The following is a 23,635-nucleotide window of genomic DNA, read 5'->3' on the forward strand; positions in this document are numbered from 1 at the left end:
GTATGCCGTATGCCGTATGCCGTATGCCGTATGCCGACAATAAAATTTTCCTAATTTATTCAATGAAAATTACTATAATAATTGAATATTATTCAGGTTTTCAACACACTATATAGTCTTACAACTCACACAAGAATTACCCCTGCAATGGCAGCACTCATAAAATTGGACAACATACCCGCCAATACGGCGCGAGTGCTTATGTGGGCCAGTTCTGCGCGTCTCTCCGGGCATTGGCTGCCAAATGCGGCGACAAGGATGCCAATAGAACTCAAATTGGCAAAGCCACAGAGCGCGAATGTGGCAATCGCACCACTCCGGGCAGACAGAGCACCATTCTGTAAGGACGGGCTAAGGTGCAGGTAGGCCACAAACTCGTTTATAACAAGCTTCAGCCCCAATACGGAACCAACAAGAGTGCATTCTCCAGCCGGAACCCCCAACACCCATGCGATGGGAGAAAACATGAGGCCAAACAGATATTCCAACGAGAGAAAAGGCATATCGATGGCCTGTCCTAACGCCTGAAATCCGCTGTTAATCAAAGCGATCAGCCCAATAAAAGCCACCAGCGTTGCCGCAACAGCCACGGCTGTTTTTGTGCCTTTCATGGCACCTTCGGTAATGGTTTCAAAAAGAGCCTGATTGTAAGATGATCGGGCTTCGGCAAGCGTATCAACCGGGCTACCAGCAACGCGTGGGGCAAGAATTTTTGCAAACAGCATTCCGCCCGGGATAGCCATGAAGGAAGCCGCCACCAGATAATGAGCTGGCACACCTAACCCCACATATCCCACCAGTGTCGCGCCGGAAACAGAGGCCACGCCACTGCACAGCACACTAAACAACTCCGTCGGGGTCATGGTGCGCAGATAAGGGCCAAGAGCAACAGGCAACTCGCTTTGTCCGATAAAAATGGTGATGACAGCACCAAAAGATTCAACTGGGGATGTATTCAGAACTTTTTGCAGTATCTTGCCTGTCGCGCGCGCAAAAATCTGCATGACGCCCACGTGAAACAGGATAGCAATCAGAGCACTGACATAGACCAGAGAAGGCAACACTCTGAACGCAAACACAAAACCATCATGCGGGAAGATCGTGTCCATTTTGTCGCTGGCGAGTGCGCCAAAAAGGAACCGCGCCCCTTCATCCCCACAAGAAAGAATGCGGGTGACAAACTGCGACAGAGACCACAGAACCTGCTGGCCAACCGGCACACGTAGCACAAGCAGGCCAATTGCAATCTGCGCCAGAAGGCAACTTAGAACCGTACGGACGCTGATATTTTTTCGGTCTCTGGAAAAAAGGACTGCGATACCTAGCAGCAGGACAATACCAAGACACCCACGACTATGCACTGAACGATCCTTCTCTCAAGACCTGCGTTACCGCACACTCTGACCATATGACACTAAACTATGGAAATCATTGAACCTGCGTACAGCCGTCTTTACCCCGTTCTGGCAACCCCAGCCCATTGCGGCACACGGAAAGATGCTGGACAGTTATCCTGATTTTGAGGACTACTCAGAAATGCATCTGCTTTTGGAAATCTGCTCAGGGACGTTGGTTTAAGCGTAAACCATATCTGCGCCAGCACAGTTTCCCCTTGCGGAGTTTTGTTGCACTGAAACTGAATACCTCTCTCTGGCAGGAGGCCGGTATCCGCTTCTATCTCTTTGGTTAGTTCGGCTTTGGTAACTTGCTGTCCGGCGAAAGCTGTCAGGCTCCGTGCAGACGGCAGAGCGGCAAATCTATCCCGCAGTTGGGAGGCCACCGAGAAAAATCTCTCGCCCTCCATCCCGAAACACTGCACATGCTTGCTGTATTCGTGCGCCACCAGATCGGAATGGGTATGTGCAACGACGTCTGACAAACGATGCGCTAGAGGGTCGGACAGAACAGGGGGTGCGACGGCATCACTCTCATAGAGACTGCATCCCTTGCGCCACCAAAGGGTTACAGGTACCTGCGCCCGGATTAGATCAGAAGGGCGGGAAGCCCAGAGCCCATGGAGGCCAATAAGAGGCGTTTTGGGCTGGTCCGCTTGGCAGGTTGCGCCTTCCGGGCCGGTACAGAACCCCGGCTGCCATGTGAGGGCAAGCGTGTAATGCCCGAAGTCTCCATGGCGAGGCGCTGAAAGCGTAAGGTCAGCCATTGCCCCCGCAAGCGGCGCAGACGGCTGATGGGCACAACCCGACAGCAGGAGAAACGCGGCCATCATACCAGAAAAAAGAATGTGTCCTAACCGCATACTCTGTTTGATCCTTACGCAAAAACGCAAAAGAAAAATCTGCATCCTGCTGACATACAAAGGGATTACTTTTGCTTACATCTTGTGCAGTGTCCATAGCTTTTTATAATGAAACCGGATTGTTTCCTATAAACTACACACTACGCCGCAGTAGCCGAAAACCGTAGCACGATCGCCTGAACAGGAAAGACTTTATGACTGAAACTCTGGAGTATCCCAAGGTTTATCTGGGTGGAGATCTCGTCTTTAGAAAAAACGCCCAGCAGCTTTTCCAAGCGTTTAAAGAAATCTGCCTCGCCGCTCGTCTGCACGGTGTTTCACCTTTTGACGGACAGGAGGAGGTCGAAGTCCTGCCACCCGGCAAAGAAACCAGCCTGCTCATAGCGCAACTGGACCGTGGGCTGATGGATAGGTGTGACGCAGCCTTATTCTGCATCGACCCGTTCCGCAGATCTGCGGATATGGACCCCGGCACGGCTGTTGAAATCGGCTATATGGCGGCCCAGAATAAGCCCATGGCAGGCTATACAGTGGATGGTCGCTTTTACCATGAAAAGGTGCGGAGCTATTTTGAACGAGCGTGGCAGACCTCACTGACTGAGGAAGCGCCTCATACTGGCAGTAGAGTGCGATGGCTGGATGCGGACCAGATAATCGTGCATTCAGAAGGCTTGTTACAGAACGCCATGGTCGAGGGATTTATCCGGCAGGCAGGTGGGGATATCGCCGTGGCAGAGAATATTCTGACCGCATTCCGCACGGCGGCTACTCAGTTGGCTGATCTGATATATGGCGCTGTGGGCGCAAAGGAGACACCCCATGAATAAGAACATGATAACGACACTGACAGAAAAAGCTTTGGCGGCCCGTCGCAATGCCTATGCGCCTTATTCCCGCTTTCACGTTGGGGCGGCTCTAGTGACCGAAGATGGTCAGGTATTTTCCGGCTGCAATGTTGAAAACGCTGCCTATCCAGAAGGCGTCTGCGCGGAGGCCGGGGCGATTTCCGCCATGGTGGCAGCAGGCGGTGCGCAGAAAATTGCCATACTTCTGGTTGCCGGAAAAGGGCCAGCCCCTTGCCTGCCATGCGGTGGATGCCGTCAGAAAATTCGTGAATTTGCAACACAGCGCACCTGTGTTCTGGTTGTGGATGAAAGCGGGCACCCCCTTTTTGAAGATACGCTGCATGCGCTCCTGCCAGCCTCATTCGGGCCCGAAAACCTTGAAACGGGTGCGGACAAAAATCCGCTCTAAGCCACATTAAGCCAGACAGGCAATCTCCGGCGGTCGAAAAGAACGATCTATTTTTTCCATGGAGTCCGCATGAAAATTATCATTGATACAGACCCGGGGCAGGACGACGCTCTGACCATTCTTCTGGCACTGGCTAGCCCGGAAATTGAGCTTCTGGGAGTGACCACGGTTGCCGGAAATGTGCGGGTTGCGCAAACGACGGAAAACGCGCTGAAAACTCTGGATTTGGTTGGGCGCACGGATATTCCGGTTTATGCAGGAGCGGAACGCCCCCTGATACGGCCCGGCGTGACAGCAACCCATGTGCATGGAAAAACCGGGTTTGAAGGGGTTGATTTGCCTCCACCAAGCCGCCCCGTTTCCTCTGGCCATGCTGTAGATTTTATTATTCGCACGGTTATGGAAAATCCTCCGGGGACCATTACCCTTTGCACGATTGGCCCCCTGACTAATATTGCCCTTGCTCTGGCGAAAGAAGCGGCCCTGCGTGAGCGAATTGGGCAGATTGTCATGATGAGCTGCGCATTTTCCGAAGTTGGGAACATTACACCCGCAGCAGAATTTAACATCTATGTGGACCCACATGCCGCGCGGATGGTGTTTGACTCCGGCATAAGGCTTGTTGTTTTCCCGCTGGATGTCACGCACCAGCTTCATACAAGCAAGGCGCGCCTTGAACGCATTGAGGCCATTCCCAACCGGGTTGGCCCGGTGGTGGCCGCATGGCTACGGTTTGAAAAACGCTTTGAAGCTACAAAATACGGAACAGATGGTGGCCCGCTGCATGACCCCAACACCGTGCTCTGGCTGCTTAAACCTGAACTTTATCGTGGACGTCAGGTTAATGTCGAAATTGAAACTGATAGCGCGCTAACACTGGGCATGAGCGTGGTGGACTGGTGGGGCATTACTGAAAAGAAGAAAAATGCGCTATTTATGCGTGAAGTAGATGCGGACGGTGTGTACGATCTGGTTGTCGAACGTCTGTCCGTCCTGTAACGCTATCGCCGATAGGCGTGCGCATTGGCCCGCTCCCCATACAGTTTTTCCGCATGGGGAAAGGCTGGCTATAAAGCCAGCCCTGAGAGCTTAACCAGTTTTAGTGCCGGGCTGCCAACCACGCAGCCAATTGCGTCTGTGCGGCCTGCATGGCGTCCTTACGTGCGCCGATTTCGCTCAGAGTTTTTGCCGTTGCAATTTTTCCGCCAGTTGTCTTGGTAGCAGAGGAATCGGCTTGCAGCGCCTGAGCAATTTCCGGGTTATCCGAATAAGCCGCAATAGCAGCAAGGAAACCGTCCTGAGACCATGGTGCGAGATGTGTTCTGATCTCGGCCTCATGCTGTTTGACTAACTTCCAGACCAGATCCGGGTTTTCGCTTTCATCCGCTACACGGCTCAACGCCATGGCAATCCGGCCATTCGGAATAGCACCACTGTAGGCTAGTACGACGTTTTTCTCAATCAGAGCCGGGTCTGTCGCGGCAGCCAGCGCGTTAAATAGGCGCAGCTTGACCTCGGTAGCCTGCGTTATGCGGACTTTTTCCGCCATGACAGCGTACATTTTCTGATCCGCATGCGTCATGGCAATACGGGCGACAATCCCGACCAAATCAGGCTTTACAGATGTTGGGTCAACCTGCCAGTTTGCGAAACGTTTTTCTGCTTCCGCTACCACAGCAGGGTCTTCAAACGTACCTAACGCAGCGATAACTGACGGGCGCAGCATGGTGTCCAACACGGTCTCGTCTGTCTTCTGGTCCCAACCCAAGCGGTTTAGAACTGGCATAAGCTGCTTACGTGCGTAAGCACGGAAGGCCACACGGTCCGGGCTGCCTTTCAGATACTGGTCGAGTGTTTCAAACCGACCAATAATTTCCTCCAAAACAGCAATGTCGCTTTCCTGTGCAGAAAGAAGGTTATCCGCGAGATCCATATATGCGGACAGCGGTGCCTGACCGGAGCGGAACAGGGCAAACTGATCCCCAAGCAGATTGGCTCTATCAACCGGAGCAAAATGCTGCGCATTTTTAAGCAAGGATGCAAAAGTGGGCGTGCTATATTGAACACGGTAATATCCGCTTTCACCCAGATTAAGCTTGAGGGGAACTTCACACCCGGCAATGCTCAGAGTCTGCGGCGCTTTACCCAGCAGAAGCTTCTGTGTTTTCAGACCCGGCCCACCTGCAACAACCGGGATCACCCAAGTCTGTGCCATTGGGTGCGGGGCATGAATGGTAAAACGGCTTTGTGTGAGTGTATAAACCGTCTTTCCTGCCTTGCAGGATGACGCCACCGCAACCAGCGGGATACCCGGCTGCTCAGTAAAGCTACGGGCCGCAGCCCCGACATCCTGACTAGATGTTTTAGAAAGCGCCTGCCACAAATCCTGACTGGTGGTGTTGGTGTACGCGTGAGATTTCATGTAAAGGCGCATGCCATCACGGAAATGGTCTTCACCCAGCCAGCCTTCCAACATGCGGATAACCAACTCTCCCTTTCCGTAGCTTATGCTATCAAAAGCAGAGTTAGCCTCACTTACATTATGAATAACCTGCTGGATGGGGTGCGTGGACGGCAGGGCATCCGCCTCCATGGTTTCTTCACGCGTTGCATGTTGACGCGGCCAGATGTCCCATTCCGGGTTCATCTCATCTGTTGCTTTGATTTCCATCCATGAGGCAAAGCCCTCATTCAGCCAGATATTGTCCCACCAGCCCATGGTCACAAGATCACCCGACCACTGGTGCGCCATTTCGTGCGCGACAACTTCGTAAATCAGTTCTCGTGTGCGGGGGGTACTGTTTTTAGGGTCAAAGAGCAGAACGTTGTCAATATAAGTCAACAGCCCCCAGTTCTCCATGGCACCAGCCTGATAATTGCCGGGAATAGCCACCATATCCATTTTGGGGAGCGGATATTTAATGCCAAAATAGCTATTATAATAAGGAAGAATTTTTTCTGCGGCATGGAGGGCATATGCGCCCTGCCCTTCAAGTCCGGAGGGAGCATAGACGGCCAGCGGCGTGCCGTCAGCCTGCCCCTGCACGGATTTCATATCGCCAGCAACGAGTGCCAGCAGATAGGTGGACATACGCGGCGTTCTGGCAAAAGAGACACGTTTCTGGTCCGTGCCTTCCGGCGTTGTCTGCATAATTGGCATATTGCTGACTGCAACAGCCTCTTTGGGGAGCGTGACAGTGAGTTGGAACGTTGCCTTGAAAGCAGGCTCATCCCATCCGGGGAACATACGGCGGGCATCGGCCACCTCAAATTGCGTGACAAGCATCCGCTTTGTCTCGCCAGAAGGTGCCGTATAGTCATCAACGTAAATACCATTTGGCGTTTTTAGAATCGGCCCGTTATAGGTGATAGCAAGCGTATGCGTGCCTTTACCGATCTTGTCCAGAAAATGCAGAGTTGCAGTTTCAGCAGCATCATCCTGCGTGATGGTGGCTTTTGCACCTTTATCCAAAACAGCTTCCGCCAAATGGAGACCTGCCTGATTAAGCGTGACATCCGCTGTGGGAGTTAGCACATCAATCTGGATGGTTTCTTGTCCGGCCAGTTTCAACGCATTCATATCCGTTGAAATCGTGATGCCGTAAGCAACTGGCACAACAGTTTTTGGTAGCTGCCCTGCCGCCCGCTGGAAAGAAAACACCTGTTCCGCACACACCGGGCCCGCTAGCGGCAAGCCTGCCAACAGTGTTGTAAAAGCCAGAAGTCGACGCATCCACACTCTCCCTGAAATCCGTTTAGCCTGCACAAAACCATTTTTATTTCGGATTGTTCCGATTAGGCTATTTTTAGCATCCTCAGCAATACGTCAACGGTCTCGGATCTGAGAGAGTGGGCTGAAAGTAGGGACAGACCAGCACTGCCGGAAAGAGTCCTACTCAACAGGCAGCCGCAGAGCACGCATAATCCGTGCTCGGCACGCTGATTATTTTTGCGGTGTTTCCGTCACCGTGGGAGCCGGGTTTACCGCAGAGGGTATTGCGGGTTGCGTTACAGCAGGAGGTGTCGGGACCGTTTTTGCTGGGGGTGCCACGACGGGTGTCGTATTTGTCACTGTCGGCACGAGCTCTGCCGGGGGCGCTCCTTGGGGTACCGCACCAGAAAGTGGTGTTGCATCAGGGGTAGCGGCCTTTACCGGGGCAATCGCTGGAACTGCCACGGAAGACGGTGCTGCTGAAGAAGGGCTTGTAGGCGTAGCGTTAGGCGCCGAAGTCGAAGCGGGAGAACTTGGGAGGGTGGGCTCCGGGGATGCGGGAGCCGCACCCGAGATCGTTTCTGGCGCAGCGAACGGCGGGGCTACAACTGTGGCATCTGGGGGCGTAGCGGCGGGGTGTGTTGCGGCCGGTTGCGGTTGCAGAAAGGCGGAGGTCTTCCAGAAGTCCGAAGGCGAGCCGCTTGGCACATTCCGACGCACACAGCCCCGTACAACACTGGAACAGACACCATCTGTGCCCACTAGCATGTCATTATCGCCGCTATAGTAAACGTCGCTTACTTTACCATCGACAATACGGAAGTCGGCAATACAAACATTCCCGTCCCCGCCACCAATATCTCTGACAACATTTACAACAGATTGCACGGGGATAAGTGTTGAGGTCGTTGGAGCGCCAATATTGCGCCCTCGTTGGTATTCAAGAATTTTGACGCGATTATTAATGACCTGCGTCTTGGTGGGAATCCCGGCGCAGGCCTGCACGTCCTCCTCCGTCATACCAATCATGGTGACTTGAGCTTCATGCGCCGTGCGGGACGCATAATAGCCACATCCGCTCAGACCCACCAGCACGGCTGAAAACGAAACATGCATCACGGACTTTGAAACAAGGCGTAGAATAGCAGCGTTAGTCACGGACAGCGTCATCTCCATTTCGGGCTCGAATTGTAAGACCTAACCATTTTCCTGCCCGCTGCCAACAGGGAGGCTGGACCGAAAAAAAACCCTTCACCCTGCGCAGAACTGGAGCGAGATAAGATACATCAGAACGAACCAACCCTGCGCAGGCACTTGGTGAGGTGGGGCGTAACATTCCTTCCCAGCGCTGTTAGGGCGCTTTGAACACAGACTTCAATAATACAATTTTATTAAAAATATATGCTTATATAAAATAAATAAAAATTCTATACTTTTTATTACAACTCTTATAAATTATAATATAATGTTTTTATGCACCCTATTTTATTCAATACACTCTGAAAAAATTGTATTTTTTTCTATATTAAAACAAAATTATACGAATTTCTCTCCTCTGGACCAACTATTTTACAGTCCCGGACCACTTCCTTGACAAACGTGCATTCAGACGATCATCTGAACCCAGTCAATTCGAATATCTTGATTACTGAAAAATAAATTTCTATTCCGAAAGGATGAGTCGTGCGCCTCAACCGTTTTCTGCTGACTGGCACCTGTCTTCTTGCCGGACTGAGTCTTTCCTCTCAGCCCTCCACCAGTAAAGCAGCCACACCCCAAGCGGTTGGCACGCAGGCTATCAGCAAACCGGGCACATTGACGGCCTCAGCCCCCCTGCCCACAGCGTTGACGTTGCCCGATGCAGCACGGTCCTTACGGATTACCTATCTCTCCACCAACGGCATTGCCGGCAAAGGGCTTGTTCCGGTAACGGCGGAAGTTATCCTGCCCGCTGGCAAGGCACCGCCCGGTGGCTGGCCGATTGTGGCATGGGCGCATGGCACCGTGGGGGTTGCGGACCACTGTTCTCCTTCCGCCAACCCATGGTCTGAGCGTAACCGCGCCTATCTATCCGCATGGATGAAACGCGGTTTTGCTATTGTTGGCACAGATTATCAGGGACTCGGCAGCCCCGGTCCGCATGCGTATCTGAATACCCGTGTGGAAGCCTACAGCGTGCTGGATAGTGTTCGGGCGGCTCTGGCCTCTGTGCAGGGTTTGCAGAACAAAATCATGATCGTTGGGCAGTCTCAGGGCGGCGGGGCGGCATTTGCCTCCGCAGCCTATGCGCCGGACTATGCGCCGGAGTTGAATATTCGCGGCACCGTCGCCACTGGCGTTCCTTATATTTCACAGGAACTGCTCCAGCACATGACATCGGCTGGCGCACATGAAACAGGCTTTAACCCGGTTATTGTCTATACGCTTTATCTGGCGCAGGGCTTGAGCGGGTATGACGCCAGCTTCAAACCGGAGCGCGTGTTTACCGCCAAAGGCATGCCCGCGTATCGCGCTGCTGCGGATTTGTGCGTGCATCCGTTGACAGATAAGGCACGGGCCGACGGCCTGAACTTCAGCAACGCGCTGCAACCCGGCTATCAGCAAGCACTCGCCCCGGCATTGCACGCCATGCTTTACCCGACCATGAAGCTGAAACAGCCGCTATTTGTTGGCACCGGGGAGGTGGATCAAGATGTGCCGCCTGCGCTCCAGTCCGGTCTGGTCAAGGCCGCCTGTGCTGCTGGCACACTCGTGCAAGCCCATATCTATAAAGGGCTGAACCACGATCAGACAGTCAATGCCTCTTTGCCGGATTCAGCGGCTTTTACAAAAGCCGTCATGGCGGACCAACCGTTGACGCCCATCTGCACCCCAACACCGGAAGAACACCCCACCCGATAACCTTTGCACGGACATGGTCTTATGCTTGTTCACATTCCCAATGTTCTGACACCCGAAGAAGTCGCCCATTGCCGGACTACACTGGAAAAATCCGAATGGGTAGACGGACGGGTCACAGCAGGAGACCAATCGGCCAAGGCAAAGTTCAACCTGCAAATTCCGCAGGACAGCGCGGAAGGGCGCGCTCTGGGCGAGATCATTCTCCGTGCCTTGGGCCGTAACCCGACTTTTAACAGTGCCGCACTGCCGCTCCGCGTTTTTCCACCTTTGTTCAATCGGTATGACGCAGGCATGCGCTTCCACGCCCATGTGGATAACGCCATTCGCCCCGTGCCCGGCACGGGCTTTCGGATGCGCACGGATGTCTCCTCCACGCTGTTCCTGAGCGAGATGGAAGACTATGACGGTGGTGAACTGGTAATTCAGGACACATTTGGCGTGCAGAATGTCCGCTTTCCGGCCGGAGATATGGTGCTCTATCCCTCCAGCAGTCTGCACAGTGTTAGCCCGGTTACACGCGGCTCCCGCTGGGCGTCCTTCTTTTGGACCCAGTCCATGGTGCAGGATGATACACAGCGCACCCTGCTGTACCAGTTTGACCAGTCCATTATAGAAACCCGCAAATTACTGCCCGATGATAGTCCTGCGGTGCTGGGGCTGACCTCTACCTATCACAACCTGTTGAGGCAATGGGCACAGCTTTAACACGCGGCTTTATGCCGTCATCGTCCAAAGTTATCAGAGCCAGATTTGAACATCCGGTTCGGCGTTTTCTCTCTGGAGCTCTCTTGCCAGACGAGGTGATGCGCCTATGGTCTCATACACCTGCCTGAGTCACTCAGGCGCTATCCGCAGGGAGTTTCAAGCCATTGGTCACGTCGCAGCCCGTTGATACCAAACTGACTCAGGCCGCAGTTTTCCTAGTCATGACCCTCAGTGAGGATGAGTCCGTCAACCCGCAGGTGCTGGACCTGCTGGCAGACCTCTCCTCTCTCCTGCGGGGCGTGGGATTCCGCATTCCGGATGGTCGGCTGAGCTGCGTTACCGGTATCGGCTCCCACGCGTGGGACCGCCTGTTTGGCCAGCCTCGCCCCAAGGAGCTTCACCCCTTTATGGAAATCAACGGCGTGCATCACGCCCCCTCAACACCGGGTGATTTCCTCTTCCATATCCGCGCAACCCGCATGGATCTGTGCTTTGAGCTGGCCGCTGCCATTGTCTCCCGGCTGGAAGGCGCTGCGATGGTGGTTGATGAGGTGCACGGGTTCAAATATTTCGACTCCCGCGACCTGCTGGGGTTTGTAGACGGCACGGAAAACCCGGAAGGACAGGATGCGAAAATTGCAACCCTGATCGGGGAGGAAGACCCAGCCTTTACCGGCGGTAGCTATGTCATTGTGCAGAAATATCTGCATGACCTGAAAAAATGGGATGCTATTCCCACAGAAGTTCAGGAACATATCATTGGCCGTAAGAAGGTTTCCGATATTGAACTGCGGGAATCCGCCAAGCCCAGCTACGCACATAACGTGCTGACCAATATTGAAGAAAACGGTCAGCAACTCCAGATTGTGCGGGACAACATGCCGTTTGGTGAAATAGGCAAAGGCGAATTTGGCACCTATTTCATCGGCTATTCCTGCTCTCCGGCACGCACGGAACAAATGCTGCAAAATATGTTTGTAGGAAAACCTGCTGGAAATTACGACAGAATTCTGGATGTCAGCACCGCAGTCACCGGAACGCTATTCTTTATCCCGACAGCAGATTTTCTCGACAGTGCGGTTGATATGGCCGCCAGCGCCGAGGAGACCACTCCTCCCGCACCGGCAAACACACAAAAGCCCGAGGCAGCCACACATGATGGCTCTCTTGGCATTGGATCCTTGAAGTAAGGAAGATGACAATGAACAATCTGCATAAACATCTGGCTCCTGTTTCCAGCGCCGCATGGGCGGAAATTGAAGAAGAAGCCGCCCGCACCATTCGCCGCAATCTGGCAGGCCGCCGCGTGGTGGATACGTCTGAACCCAAAGGCTGCGCTTTTTCAGGCGTTGGCACGGGCCGCGCTACAAAACTTGCCACGCCGGATGGCACGCTTCATGCGGTCAAACGTGATGTTCTGTCGCCGGTTGAAATCCGCGTGCCCTTCATGCTCTCCCGCGAGGAAATTGACGCTGTGGAGCGCGGCGCTCTGGATGCAGACTGGCAGCCGGTGAAAGATGCCGCCCAGAAAATTGCATTTTTTGAAGATCGCACCATTTTTGATGGATACGAGGCTGGTGGCATTCCCGGTATCCGCCGCAGCAGTTCCAACACACATCTGAAACTGCCAACATCTGCCCAGAACTATCCGGGTGTGGTGGCGGATGCGCTGAACAGCCTGCGTCTTGCCGGTGTCAACGGCCCTTATTCTCTCGTGCTGGGCGCTCAGGCTTATGAGGCTGTAAGCGGCGGCGGCGATGATGGCTACCCAATTATCAAGCACATTGAGAGCATGATTAACGGCAAGCTGATCTGGGCTCCTGCTATCGAAGGCGCTTTCCTTGTCTCCACCCGGGGAGGAGATCTGGCGCTGGATATCGGGCAGGATTTCTCCATCGGCTATTTGAGCCACACGACTACCACAGTGGAACTCTATCTACAGGAAAGCTTCCTATTCCGCGTTCTGACGGAAGAAGCCACGGTTGTGATCGACTAATACCAACCGCTATTTGATCTGGCTCACGGGCTACCCAGAGGATTAAAACTGTGATTCACAGGATGTCGACGTTTCTCTGAAAGAGGCATCCGGGATGAGCAGTCCTCTGGTGGACGTGTGCCGGTTTAGTTCCAGACCATGGGTTATCTGTTAAGCGGCGTTGCGCTCATGGTCCAATGGGCTTTCCCATTGAAGTGCGGAATGCAGCCTCTGCGGATTATAGAAACCATTGAGGGTGCATGTGATGGCCTGCATGACGTCCTGACGTGTGCTCCGGACTTTTCGCCACAGGAGTTCCGCTTTCGGGATCTTTGCAGAAGCTCTCCGTCACCGCATTGTCCCAGCAGTTTCCTTTTCTGCTCATAGGCACGATAAAGCCATTGGCGGAGAGAAATTCTCGATATTCCTCTGAATAATACTGACTACCACTGTCCGCATGATGCATCACGCTCTGCCAAGAACTGACGCAAGACAGTGGGGGTGTTTCAACGCTGTGACAGCAAGAGCCGCTGTCATGCGCGTATCAAGGTTTCACCCGATAACAACTACCTTGAGAACAGGTCAAGGACCACAGACAGATAAACTCAGCCTTCCCGTGTCAGGATATATGTGATGTCTGCTGTTCCTTTCTGGTTGACGGTTGTTGCGGAGAAATCCTCCTGTCCCAGCAGGTTGGGTTCAAGAGCATGACTGTGTGTGCTGTTGATCGTCACCTGGAACCGCCGTGCCCTGACAACACGCATGTCATTCTCGCGCGACAGACCGCTGCTCAGAGCTAAACTTACCGCTTCGTGTCTGGACTCAGCCTTGTAGACTCGTCCCATTCCACGGCTCCTTCATGACCATCTTCGATCTTGAAGGTACGGCACTAAACCGGGACACGTCCAAAAGGACTCTTAAGCAGGTCAGTGCCATCGCATAGCAATTTAAAACAATGCTACCGCTCTGCCTCAGATGCGGAACAAACATCACAGCAAAGACCTATCAAGACGAGCGGGTTCTGCCCCCACTAATGCAGGGGCAGAGACGAAGTGCTTTAGTCGGCGGCTTCCTCTTCCCGCTCATTCCCAGTCTCGTCTTCTTTCGCGTTGCCCGAGACTTTGCTTGGCAGAATATCGAACACGAGGGCATCGTTTTTCAGGCCGATCTTCACCGCCCCACCTTTGGTTAACTTGCCAAACAGCAGTTCTTCCGCCAGCGGTTTTTTGATGAACTCCTGAATGACACGCCCCAGCGGACGCGCACCATACAGCCTGTCGTACCCACGCTCTGCAAGCCACTCCTTGGCAGCAGAAGACAATTCAATGGTCACATTGCGGTCTGCAAGCTGTGCTTCAAGCTGGAGCACAAACTTCTCAACCACGCAGCCCACTGTTTCTGGCGTGAGGTTGGCAAACGGGATAATGGCGTCCAGACGGTTGCGGAATTCCGGGGTGAACAGACGTTTGATCGCCTCTTCATCTTCCCCAACCCGTGCATCCCGGCCAAAGCCGATGGCTTCCTTGCTGAGGTCAGCCGCCCCGGCATTGGTCGTCATGATCAGGATGACATTCCGGAAATCAACCGTCTTGCCGTTATGGTCCGTCAGCCGCCCGTGGTCCATCACCTGCAACAGCACGTTATAGAGGTCGGGATGGGCTTTCTCGATTTCGTCCAGCAGCAGGACAGCGTGCGGGTGCTGATCAATGGCATCGGTCAGCAGACCGCCCTGATCAAACCCCACATAACCCGGCGGTGCCCCCAGCAGGCGCGAGATCGAGTGCCGCTCCATATATTCGGACATATCAAAGCGGATAAGCTCAATACCCAACGTGGTGGAGAGCTGGCGCGCCACCTCGGTTTTCCCCACGCCAGTCGGGCCGGAAAAGAGATAGTTGCCAATTGGCTTTTCCGGGTCTCGCAGTCCGGCGCGAGACAGCTTGATGGCGGCGGAGAGTGTATCAATCGCCTGATCCTGCCCGAACACCATGCCCTTGAGGTCGCGCTCCAGAGACCGCAGCACTTCCTTATCATCCGCGGAAATGCTCTTGGGCGGAATACGGGCGATACGGGCGATGATGTCTTCCACATCCTTCAGGTTCACGGTTTTCCGCCGTTTGCCCTCAGGCAGAAGCATACGGGACGCCCCGACCTCATCAATCACGTCAATCGCCTTATCCGGCAGCTTGCGGTCATGAATATATTTGGCGGACAGTTCCACCGCCCCACGAATAGCATCTTCCGTATAGCGCACCTTATGGTGCTTTTCGTAGCTGCTCTTCAGGCCACGCAGAATTTTGACGGCGTCATCCACGCTGGGTTCCGGCACATCAATCTTCTGGAACCGGCGCACAAGCGCCCGATCCTTCTCAAAATGCTGACGGAACTCTTTATAGGTGGTGGACCCGATGCAGCGCAGCGTGCCCGCAGCCAGAGCGGGTTTGAGCAGGTTGGACGCATCCATCGCGCCGCCTGACGTAGCCCCGGCGCCAATGACCGTATGGATTTCATCAATAAACAGGATGCCGTGCGGGTCCTGATCCAGTTCCGTCACGACAGCTTTGAGGCGTTCCTCAAAGTCCCCACGGTAACGGGTGCCCGCCAGAAGCGCGCCCATATCCAGAGAATAGATGGTGGCCTTCAGCAGCACTTCCGGCACATTGCCTTCTACAATGCGGCGGGCCAGCCCCTCTGCAATGGCCGTTTTACCCACACCGGGGTCCCCCACATACAGCGGGTTGTTCTTGGTGCGGCGGCACAGGATCTGGATGGTGCGCTCAATTTCCTCATCCCGCCCGATCAACGGGTCCACCTTACCGGCTTCCGCCTTGGTGTTGAGGTTGACGCAGTAAGTGGACAGCGCATCCTGATTTTTCTGGGTGCGACTTTCCGCGCGCTCGGCATCTTCGCCTTTTTCAGCGCCGGAATTGCTCCCTGTGCCGCTTACAGGGCGACGTGTTGAGCGTTCCGGGGCTTTGGCAATGCCGTGGGAAAGAAAATTGACAGCATCCAGCCGTGTCATGTCCTGCAATTGCAGGAAATAGACAGCATGGCTTTCACGCTCGGCAAACAGGGCAACCAGAACATTGCCGCCATTCACCTCATCCCGCCCGGTGGACTGGACATGAATGGCCGCACGCTGAATAACGCGCTGGAACGCCGCCGTCGGCTTGGGTTCGGTAGGCCGGTCAGACGCCAGACCCGCCAGATCCTTATCAAGAAAACCTGTCAGATCGGTGCGCAGGCGTTCAAGATCAACACCACACGCCCGGAACACCGTTACGGCGTCCGCATCATCAACCAAGGCAAGCAGCAGATGCTCCAGCGTGGCATATTCATGATGCCGCTCGCCGGCCAGAATAAGTGCCCGATGTAGCGTCTGCTCAAGATTGCGTGACAACATGACGAGACGCTCCTTTCCCCAGAGTCCCTAGAGTGCCGTGGCTGTAACTGCCATGGCATCTGGCACCGTCTCATCATATTTGGCTGCTTTGAGAGGAATTGCGAGTCACAACTGCACAAAAAAAAGCGTCTGTGACTTTTCCGCAGGTGTACGCTCAGTCCTTTTCAAGCGTGCATTGCAGGGGGTGCTGGTTCTGGCGGGCCAGATCCATCACCTGCGTGACCTTGGTTTCCGCCACTTCATACGTAAACACGCCGCATACACCCACGCCGCGCTTGTGCACGTTCAGCATGATGCTGGTGGCTTCATCCCGAGTCTTTTGAAAAAACCGCTCAAGCACATGCACAACAAATTCCATTGGCGTGTAGTCATCATTGAGCATCAGAACTTTGTACATGGCGGGCTTGCGCGTTTTGGGCCGCGCCCGCACCACCACGCCTACATCATTCAGATCATCACCCGAATCGGCCCCTCCACCATCACGGCGGGACGGCCCATTGCCCGCGTGCAGGACTGAAAAATGATGCGATACCATCGGGCTAGAACTCCGGGTCCGGTTTCTGACAGAAAAAATCATGTGACATCATATTGGTAATCCCCTGAGGGATGGAAGAGGCTTAGGCGCTGAGAACTGTTCCAAAATCAAGACAAAACTGAGGAAAATGCCTTATTTGTGCCACATCCGAGGCTGACATTTTGCCCAGAACATCACCGCGGCAGAGTTCTGAAGCGTCATATTTCTTTCAGATTTCTTATAGACGCGGCCTTACTATCTGAATTACCACACTTAAATATCCTGAAGAAAAAACAGGTAGGATCGCGCAGTGTCAGACAGTTACGCAGCAGGGAACGGAACAGGCCGCCGTAAACAGGCTGGAATTTCACACAAACGCCGTCTCGGCCTGCGTAAATGGGCCGGGTTACTGGCTGGTGTGGCACTTGGCAGCTTTGCCACACAGCGCGCCGCACATGCCCAGTATGCCGGGCAGATTAGCTCCATTGTTATGGATGCCAGAACCGGTGCCGTGCTTTCTCAGGAAGACCCTGACCTGCGCCGCTATCCTGCCAGCCTGACAAAATTGATGACGCTCTATATGGCGTTCTCTGCGCTGCGCGCGGGTACCATTACGCTGGACCAGACAGTGCCTGTCTCTATCCATGCGTCCACCATGGAGCCTTCCAAACTTGGGCTGGTTCCCGGCTCCCACCTGACGGTGGAACAGGCCATGCTGGCGCTGGTGACCAAATCCGCCAATGATGCCGCCTGTGCTCTGGGCGAGTTTCTGGGCGGCGGGAGTGAACCGCAGTTTGCGGCCATGATGACGCAGCAGGCCCGTGCACTCGGCATGAGCAACACCACCTTCCGCAACGCCTCCGGCCTGCCGGACCCGGACCAGTTAACCACCGCGCGTGATCTGGCTCTTCTGGCCCGCCATATCGTAACGGACTTCCCAGAAGATTATCATTATTTCTCCGTTGCGGCGTTCCGCTTTCACGGGCGCATGATCCCTAACCATAATCCCATGCTGAAAGCCTATGTCGGCGCGGACGGGATGAAGACGGGCTACACGCAGGAAGCCGGCCGTAACCTCGTTACCTCCGCCATCCGCAATGATGTCCGGCTTGTTGGCGTGGTGCTGGGCGCGTCCTCCAACCCGCAGCGCACCTTGGTTATGGCGGATCAGCTTGACCGTGGGTTTGATGCGGAAGGCGTGGCCCCCGTTGCTCGTCCGCTGGTTCTGGCCCGCAACGTCGTGCGGTCTCGCCACACGCGTGGTGGGCGTGTCATCATGCTGGCGGCAGCCTCCTCCCGCCATGCCCCCATGGAAGTGGCGGAAGCTCCGATTGGCCGCCGCTCACCCGTGCGCCATGGCCACCATTTTGTGCTGACCAGCCCAGCAGCGGCTGCGCACCACATCCGCCTGATTGGAGCGAAGGTACGCCCTGCCACGGCCACAACTCATCGGGCTCACACCGGCCATTCCTCACGAAATCATACCTGATTTTCTTTAAATAACCCGCTTCCGGGCTGGAAGCGGGTTGCCTTTACCGCCCCCTGACTCCATTTTGCACCTCTCTTTAAAACGAGAGCTGTATCAATAAGGGAGTATCAGCATGGCGGGCAGAAACGGTATTGTTCTGCATAACGAACAGGATTTTGTGGGCCTGCGCGCCGCGGGCCGCCTTGCGTCCGCCACGCTGGACATGATTACCCCTTATGTCAAACCGGGCGTGACCACCGGTGAGCTTGATCGTATTATTCACGAGTATACGCTGGACCACGGCGCCATTCCTGCCCCGCTAAACTATCGCGGCTTCCCCAAATCCTGCTGTATTTCCATTAATCATGTCGTCTGCCACGGTATTCCGGGTGACAAGGCTCTTCAGGAAGGGGATATCGTCAACATTGATGTCACCTCCATTGTGGATGGCTGGTACGGTGACAACAGCCGGATGTACACCGTTGGCAAGGTGCCGCTAAAAGCCGCTAAACTGATCCAGACAACATATGACTGCCTGATGCGCGGGATTGACGTTGTCCGCCCCGGCGCAACGCTGGGCGATATTGGGCACGCCATTCAGACACTGGCCGAAAAACACCGCTATTCCATTGTGGAAGATTTCTGTGGGCACGGTATCGGCCGCACCTTCCACGCGGAACCCACAGTGCTGCATTTTGGTAAGCCCGGTGAGGGCATGAAACTGAAAGCCGGAATGGTCTTTACCATTGAACCGATGCTCAATCTCGGCAAAGCTGATGTGAAAATTCTGGATGATGGCTGGACGGCTGTCACGCGGGACCGGTCTTTGTCTGCGCAGTTCGAGCATATGCTGGGTGTGACGGAAACCGGGTGCGAGATTTTCACGCTCTCCCCCGCTGGCTACACCTGCCCGCCTTACCCGACTGAAAGCTGAGCCTCATGCCCGTTCTGCCACCCCGTCCCCTGATTGGCTTCCCTTCTGGTTTCCGTTCCAGCCTGCATTCCACAGCACTTGTTCTGCTGGCTTGCGCCGCAGGGGCTCTGCCTTCTCTGTCCCTTGCAGCAACGCCCGCAGCCGTTGCTGGCGCGCCGGACCCGCTGGCCTACGGGGCAGGCCAACCGGATGGCCTGCCGCCGTTAGCCCCTACGCCGGGGCAGCATGGCATGGCAGTTTCCGCCCAGAGGCTGGCCTCGCAGGTTGGGGCGCGTATTCTGGCTGAAGGGGGGAATGCAGCGGATGCGGCAGTCGCCATGGGTTATGCGCTCGCGGTTGTTTACCCAGCGGCAGGTAATATTGGCGGTGGTGGCTTCATGCTGCTGCGGGCACCGGGCAAACAGGCTGTCTTTATTGATTTCCGGGAAAAAGCGCCTGCCGCCGCCCGCGCTGATATGTATCTGGACGCCAAAGGCAATGTGATCCCGGATCTGTCCGTAACCGGCTGGAAGGCCGTTGCCGTACCCGGCACCGTGGCTGGACTGGATCGCGTCCATCAGAAATGGGGACATCTCTCCCGCAAAGCCGTTATGGCGCCTGCCATTGCGCTCGCGCGGAAGGGTTTTGTGCTGGAGGAAGGGGATGTCGCCCTTCTGAACACCTCCACCGCGGCTTTCAGGGTTGACCCGTTCGCCCGGACCATTTTCCTCCGCCCCGATGGGTCTCCCCTGCAAGTGGGGGATCGGCTGGTGCAGAAAGACCTCGCCCATTCTCTGGAACTGGTCGCCAACGATGGGCCGGATGCGTTCTACAAAGGCCCGATCATGAAGGCTATTGTTGCAGATTCGCAAAAAAATGGTGGCTTGCTTGAAGCGTCGGATTTTGCACAGTACGAAGCACGCGAGCTTGCTCCGCTAAGCTGCCAATACCGGGGTTTTCAGGTGGAAACCGCACCGCCTCCCAGCGGGGGCGGTATCGCGCTGTGCGAAATTCTCGACATTCTTTCCGGCTATGACATGCATGCGCTGGGGCTACACACGGCCCCGGCCCTGCATTACGAGTTGGAAGCAATGCGCCACGCCTATTCCGACAGGCGTGATCTGGGCGACCCGGCCTTTGTGAAAAACCCGATCGAACATCTGCTGGACCCGGCTTATGCAGCCGCTGTACGCGCTCATATTCCAACGGATAAAGCTGTCTCCTCCAGCACGCTGCAAGCTGGGGACAGCACACCCGAGAAGCACGAGACGACCCAGTTCTCCGTGATTGATAAGAACGGTTTTGCCATTTCCACCACCTACACGCTGAACGGCTGGTTCGGCGCGAAGGTGATTGGCGGCAACACCGGCATTTTCATGAATGATGAAATGGACGATTTCTCCGCCAAACCCGGCGCGCCCAACATGTTTGGCATTGTGGGCAGCACGGCTAACGCCATTGCACCGGGCAAGCGACCGCTCTCTTCTATGTCTCCCACCATCCTGTCTCGTGATGGTAAGCCGGTCATGGTCATTGGCAGCCCCGGCGGCTCGCGCATCCCCACCATTGTTCTTTCCGTCATTCTCGGTGTGGTGGATTACGGGCTGGATATCCAGCAGGCCATTGACCTGCCCCGTCTGCACCAGCAATGGCTGCCAGAAGCGGTGGAAGTGGAAAACGGCGCGGTCTCTCCAGAGGTCAAACAAACGCTGGAGCATGAAGGCTACACGTTCTCCCCTCATGCCCCGTGGGGCATTCCGGAAGGGATTCTGGTAGGTGGCCCGCGTCTGGGCGCAAAGGGCACAGACCGTTACTATGGCGGGTATGACCGCAGACACCCCGGCGGCGCGGCCGTAGGCGAATAATCTGCTGACCAGCCTGAAAAGCGGTGTTCCTTCCCGGAACACCGCTTTTTTTATGGCCGTGGGCTTTATGGTTGTGAGTGTAGAACCGCCGAATATTCTGCGCGCGTCATGCGCTTTTTATAGCCGTTGCAGAGTATGGGGCCGCCCTTCCGGGTCCCGCACCTGCAACGCACCGTCCACATAGTCCGGGCCGAGTGGCACCTTGCCGTATCCGCCCGGAATATCCAGCACATAGGTGGGCCAAGCCAGACCTGTCACACGGCCACGCAGGCCAGCCAGAAGGCGCTGCCCTTCTTCCACCGGCACATGAAAGCGGGCCGTACCGGGAGCCGGGTCAAGCTGATGCAGGTAATAAGGCCGCATCCGCACTTCCACCATACTGCGGAACAGGTCTTCCAGAGCCTGTTCGCTATCATTCACACCGCGCAACAGCACGGACTGCCCCAGCAGCGGCACCCCGCGCCGGACAAGGCGCTTCAGGCAGGCACGGGCCGCGTCTGACATTTCCCGCGCATGGTTGATATGGACAGCCATCCACAAGGCTTTGTCCGTTTCCAGCACGTCCAGCATGGCGTCTGTCACGCGCTCCGGCGCGGCAACCGGCACCCGCGTATGCAGGCGGATGGTTGTGACATGCGGGATGGCGGACAAAGCCGTGATGATATGCCCCAACCTGCGCGGAGACAGCATCAACGGGTCTCCTCCGGTCAGAATCACCTCCCGGATAGCGGGATGCGTCCGCAGCCAGTCGAGCGCCGTTTCCAGTGCTGCGTCATCCAGCACTCCACCATCCGGCCCAACATGCTCCCGCCGGAAACAGAAGCGGCAATAAAGCGGGCACACCAGCAGGGGCTTGAGCAAAGCGCGGTCCGCATAGCGGTGGACAATACCCGGCACGGGAGAGAGCGCATCATCCCCAATCGGGTCGGACCGTTCTTCCGGCGTGACCACCAGTTCCTCGGGTGAGGGAATAACCTGCACGCCAATCGGGTCATCCGGCTGCTCAATCAGGTCCAGAAACGCAGGGGGAATGGCCGTGGCATACGCCTGCGCCACGGCGTCCAGCGCTGCTTTCTGCTCAGGCGGGGCCAGCCCCGCGGCAATCAGGTCCTCTGGAGTGCGCAATAGCCTGCGGGCGGGCGAAGGGGGGTTGACCGGATGAGACATGTCACGGCTCTACTCTCACCATGTCCAGTCCTGCAATCCCCCAGACGCACCCTCAGACTCAGTCCCCACACCCGGACCCGACGCATCCTGACCCGATGCATCCAGACCCCGGCCATATCCGGGACAGGCTGCCTTTCCTGCGCCGTCGTGGCCTGATGACACGCGGCATCCGCGCCTTTCTGGAAGCCCGCGGCCATCTGGAAGTGGAAACGCCTTACGCCGTCCCGACACCGGGGGAGGAAGTGCATCTGCACCCTTTCCAGACCGTGCGGGAAACACCGCAGGGAGAGCAGGAGACGCTTTTCCTGCACACCAGTCCGGAATTTGCCATGAAGCGGATTGTCGCCGCCACGGGCCTGCCGGTGTTCCAATTTGCGCGCGTCTGGCGCAATGGGGAGCAGAGCGCCCTGCACGCGCCAGAATTTACCATGCTGGAATGGTACCACCCCACCATCGGGCTGGATGGATTGATGGATGAGACGGAAGCTCTGATCCGCGCCGTACTGCCCCCCCGACTGGAGCATACCGGCCCGAAGTTGGACCAGATTCTGGATATTCAGCCGCCTTTTGAGCGCCTGACAATGGAAGACGCCTTCCGCCGCCACGCAGGCGTGGACCTGTTGCCAACAGAAGGCGATGCCACAGCCCTCGCACAGGCCGCGGGCTGCGCCCTCCGCGCCGGAGAAAACTGGGAGGATCTGTTTTTCCGGCTACTGCTGGAACGGGTGGAACCCGCCATAGGCCGCACACGGCCAACATTCCTCACCCACTGGCCCGCCAGTCAGGCCGCTCTGGCCCGACGGGACCCCATCGACCCCCGCGTGGCCCTGCGTTTTGAACTTTATGCCGGGGGAATGGAGCTGGCTAATGCGTTTGAAGAATTGACAGATGCGGCGGAACAACGCCGCCGCTTTCTGGCGGATCGCTCGGCGCGGACGGCCCTCTATCCCAACCGCCCGGACTGGCCAATGGATGAAAACCTGCTGGACGCCCTGCCCCATATGCCCCCCTGTTCCGGCATTGCACTGGGGTTTGACCGGCTGGTTATGCTAGCCTGCGGAGCGCGCCGCATACAGGATGTCTTGTGGCTGAGCCGTTAGTCTGCAAGATTTATAGATGTGTTTGTTAACCAGCCCCCGCTACTCTGATGCAGAGTGCCGGGGCGGCATGTTTCACCCTGTCTGGATTTCGTCATGACGTATAGAAAATATCTTCTTCTGGTGAGCATGCTTTCTCTGGCTGCCTGCCAAGTTCCCACTGCTGCGGAACGTCGCCAGTTGGATTCCATGATTGGCAAACAGGCGATTGATGTCGTGCGCACCTACGGCGTCCCCACCCGCCAGTTTGTTTCCGGCAACCACACATTCCTCTCCTACATCAACCAGCAGACGGACTACACCATGCCCATGAGCGGCTGGGGGTATGGCGGCGGATGGGGCGGTGGCTGGGGTGGCTATGGCGGTTGGGGTGGTGGCTGGGGCGGCCCCGGATGGGGCGGCGG

The 23,635-nt window shown here is 55.9% G+C and carries 19 protein-coding genes and 1 pseudogene; 12 read left to right on the plus strand and 8 right to left on the minus strand.

Going from position 1 to position 23,635, the window contains the following annotated elements; all coding sequences use genetic code 11:
• Positions 1 to 125: 125 nt before the first annotated feature.
• Entirely contained in the window at positions 126 to 1,361 is a 1,236-nt protein-coding gene (locus AD949_RS01015; protein ID WP_048834554.1) for a NupC/NupG family nucleoside CNT transporter, read from the minus strand.
• A gap of 92 nt (positions 1,362 to 1,453) precedes the next feature.
• Positions 1,454 to 2,257: a ribonuclease T2 family protein gene (locus AD949_RS01020; RefSeq protein ID WP_048834555.1), complete on the minus strand. Its 804-nt coding sequence runs from the start codon at positions 2,255 to 2,257 to the stop codon at positions 1,454 to 1,456.
• Between the two features lie 194 nt (positions 2,258 to 2,451).
• Between AD949_RS01020 and AD949_RS01025 the strand changes: the two genes are divergently transcribed.
• The 3 genes from AD949_RS01025 (at position 2,452) to AD949_RS01035 (ending at position 4,510) form a co-directional block, all read left to right on the plus strand.
• Positions 2,452 to 3,084, plus strand: a complete 633-nt coding sequence (locus AD949_RS01025) for a nucleoside 2-deoxyribosyltransferase (RefSeq protein ID WP_048834556.1) — start codon at positions 2,452 to 2,454, stop codon at positions 3,082 to 3,084.
• Positions 3,077 to 3,511, plus strand: a complete 435-nt coding sequence (cdd, locus tag AD949_RS01030; RefSeq protein WP_048834557.1) for a cytidine deaminase — start codon at positions 3,077 to 3,079, stop codon at positions 3,509 to 3,511. The genes AD949_RS01025 and cdd overlap by 8 nt, the downstream gene beginning before the upstream one ends.
• A gap of 69 nt (positions 3,512 to 3,580) precedes the next feature.
• Positions 3,581 to 4,510 (plus strand): nucleoside hydrolase, encoded by a 930-nt coding sequence (locus tag AD949_RS01035; RefSeq protein WP_048834558.1) that lies wholly within the window; start codon positions 3,581 to 3,583, stop codon positions 4,508 to 4,510.
• A 100-nt stretch (positions 4,511 to 4,610) separates the two neighbouring features.
• Here the strand turns inward: AD949_RS01035 and AD949_RS01040 are convergent, their stop codons facing one another.
• Together AD949_RS01040 and AD949_RS01045 are read right to left on the minus strand one after the other, a co-directional pair.
• Complete coding sequence (locus AD949_RS01040) at positions 4,611 to 7,244, minus strand: M1 family metallopeptidase (RefSeq protein WP_048834559.1); 2,634 nt, start codon at positions 7,242 to 7,244, stop codon at positions 4,611 to 4,613.
• A 210-nt stretch (positions 7,245 to 7,454) separates the two neighbouring features.
• Complete coding sequence (locus AD949_RS01045) at positions 7,455 to 8,381, minus strand: hypothetical protein (RefSeq protein WP_141325420.1); 927 nt, start codon at positions 8,379 to 8,381, stop codon at positions 7,455 to 7,457.
• A 525-nt stretch (positions 8,382 to 8,906) separates the two neighbouring features.
• Between AD949_RS01045 and AD949_RS01050 the strand changes: the two genes are divergently transcribed.
• The 4 genes from AD949_RS01050 (at position 8,907) to AD949_RS01065 (ending at position 12,825) form a co-directional block, all read left to right on the plus strand.
• On the plus strand, positions 8,907 to 10,124 hold the full coding sequence (locus AD949_RS01050) for a lipase family protein (protein WP_048834560.1): 1,218 nt from the start codon (positions 8,907 to 8,909) through the stop codon (positions 10,122 to 10,124).
• Positions 10,125 to 10,145: 21 nt separating this feature from the next.
• Positions 10,146 to 10,829, plus strand: coding sequence for a Fe2+-dependent dioxygenase (locus AD949_RS01055; protein WP_048834586.1), 684 nt, complete (start codon positions 10,146 to 10,148; stop codon positions 10,827 to 10,829).
• 164 nt (positions 10,830 to 10,993) lie between these two features.
• A complete protein-coding gene (locus AD949_RS01060; protein WP_082064553.1) occupies positions 10,994 to 12,019 on the plus strand; it encodes a Dyp-type peroxidase in 1,026 nt (341 codons plus the stop codon).
• Positions 12,020 to 12,030: 11 nt separating this feature from the next.
• The gene (locus AD949_RS01065; RefSeq protein WP_048834562.1) at positions 12,031 to 12,825 is read left to right on the plus strand and encodes a family 1 encapsulin nanocompartment shell protein; all 795 of its coding nucleotides are present in this window, start codon (positions 12,031 to 12,033) and stop codon (positions 12,823 to 12,825) included.
• Positions 12,826 to 13,409: 584 nt separating this feature from the next.
• Here the strand turns inward: AD949_RS01065 and AD949_RS01070 are convergent.
• The 3 genes from AD949_RS01070 to clpS all read right to left on the minus strand — a co-directional run bounded on the left by AD949_RS01070 (position 13,410) and on the right by clpS (position 16,742).
• Positions 13,410 to 13,649 (minus strand): hypothetical protein, encoded by a 240-nt coding sequence (locus AD949_RS01070; protein WP_048834563.1) that lies wholly within the window; start codon positions 13,647 to 13,649, stop codon positions 13,410 to 13,412.
• A gap of 212 nt (positions 13,650 to 13,861) precedes the next feature.
• Positions 13,862 to 16,207 (minus strand): ATP-dependent Clp protease ATP-binding subunit ClpA, encoded by a 2,346-nt coding sequence (clpA, locus tag AD949_RS01075; protein ID WP_048834564.1) that lies wholly within the window; start codon positions 16,205 to 16,207, stop codon positions 13,862 to 13,864.
• 154 nt (positions 16,208 to 16,361) lie between these two features.
• Positions 16,362 to 16,742 carry an ATP-dependent Clp protease adapter ClpS gene (gene clpS, locus AD949_RS01080; protein WP_048834565.1) on the minus strand — a complete coding sequence of 127 codons (381 nt, stop codon included), beginning with the start codon at positions 16,740 to 16,742 and terminating at the stop codon, positions 16,362 to 16,364.
• Between the two features lie 289 nt (positions 16,743 to 17,031).
• Here clpS and AD949_RS01085 point away from each other — a divergent pair, with 289 nt between their 5' ends.
• The 3 genes from AD949_RS01085 to ggt all read left to right on the plus strand — a co-directional run bounded on the left by AD949_RS01085 (position 17,032) and on the right by ggt (position 20,967).
• Entirely contained in the window at positions 17,032 to 18,210 is a 1,179-nt protein-coding gene (locus AD949_RS01085) for a D-alanyl-D-alanine carboxypeptidase family protein (RefSeq protein WP_082064555.1), read from the plus strand.
• Between the two features lie 112 nt (positions 18,211 to 18,322).
• Positions 18,323 to 19,123, plus strand: coding sequence for a type I methionyl aminopeptidase (gene map / locus AD949_RS01090; protein ID WP_048834566.1), 801 nt, complete (start codon positions 18,323 to 18,325; stop codon positions 19,121 to 19,123).
• A 5-nt stretch (positions 19,124 to 19,128) separates the two neighbouring features.
• Positions 19,129 to 20,967, plus strand: coding sequence for a gamma-glutamyltransferase (gene ggt / locus AD949_RS01095; RefSeq protein ID WP_048834567.1), 1,839 nt, complete (start codon positions 19,129 to 19,131; stop codon positions 20,965 to 20,967).
• 117 nt (positions 20,968 to 21,084) lie between these two features.
• Here ggt and AD949_RS01100 read toward each other — a convergent pair whose 3' ends face one another.
• On the minus strand, positions 21,085 to 22,134 hold the full coding sequence (locus AD949_RS01100; RefSeq protein ID WP_048834568.1) for a lysine-2,3-aminomutase-like protein: 1,050 nt from the start codon (positions 22,132 to 22,134) through the stop codon (positions 21,085 to 21,087).
• A 95-nt stretch (positions 22,135 to 22,229) separates the two neighbouring features.
• On the opposite strand from AD949_RS01100, the gene epmA reads away from it, so the two are divergent.
• Both epmA and AD949_RS01110 read left to right on the plus strand, forming a co-directional pair.
• Entirely contained in the window at positions 22,230 to 23,234 is a 1,005-nt protein-coding gene (epmA, locus tag AD949_RS01105; protein WP_048834588.1) for an EF-P lysine aminoacylase EpmA, read from the plus strand.
• A 93-nt stretch (positions 23,235 to 23,327) separates the two neighbouring features.
• Positions 23,328 to 23,635 (plus strand): annotated as a pseudogene (locus AD949_RS01110) (hypothetical protein); the annotation flags it as partial.

It is taken from the genome of Acetobacter orleanensis, from assembly GCF_001581005.1.
Classification (GTDB): domain Bacteria; phylum Pseudomonadota; class Alphaproteobacteria; order Acetobacterales; family Acetobacteraceae; genus Acetobacter; species Acetobacter orleanensis.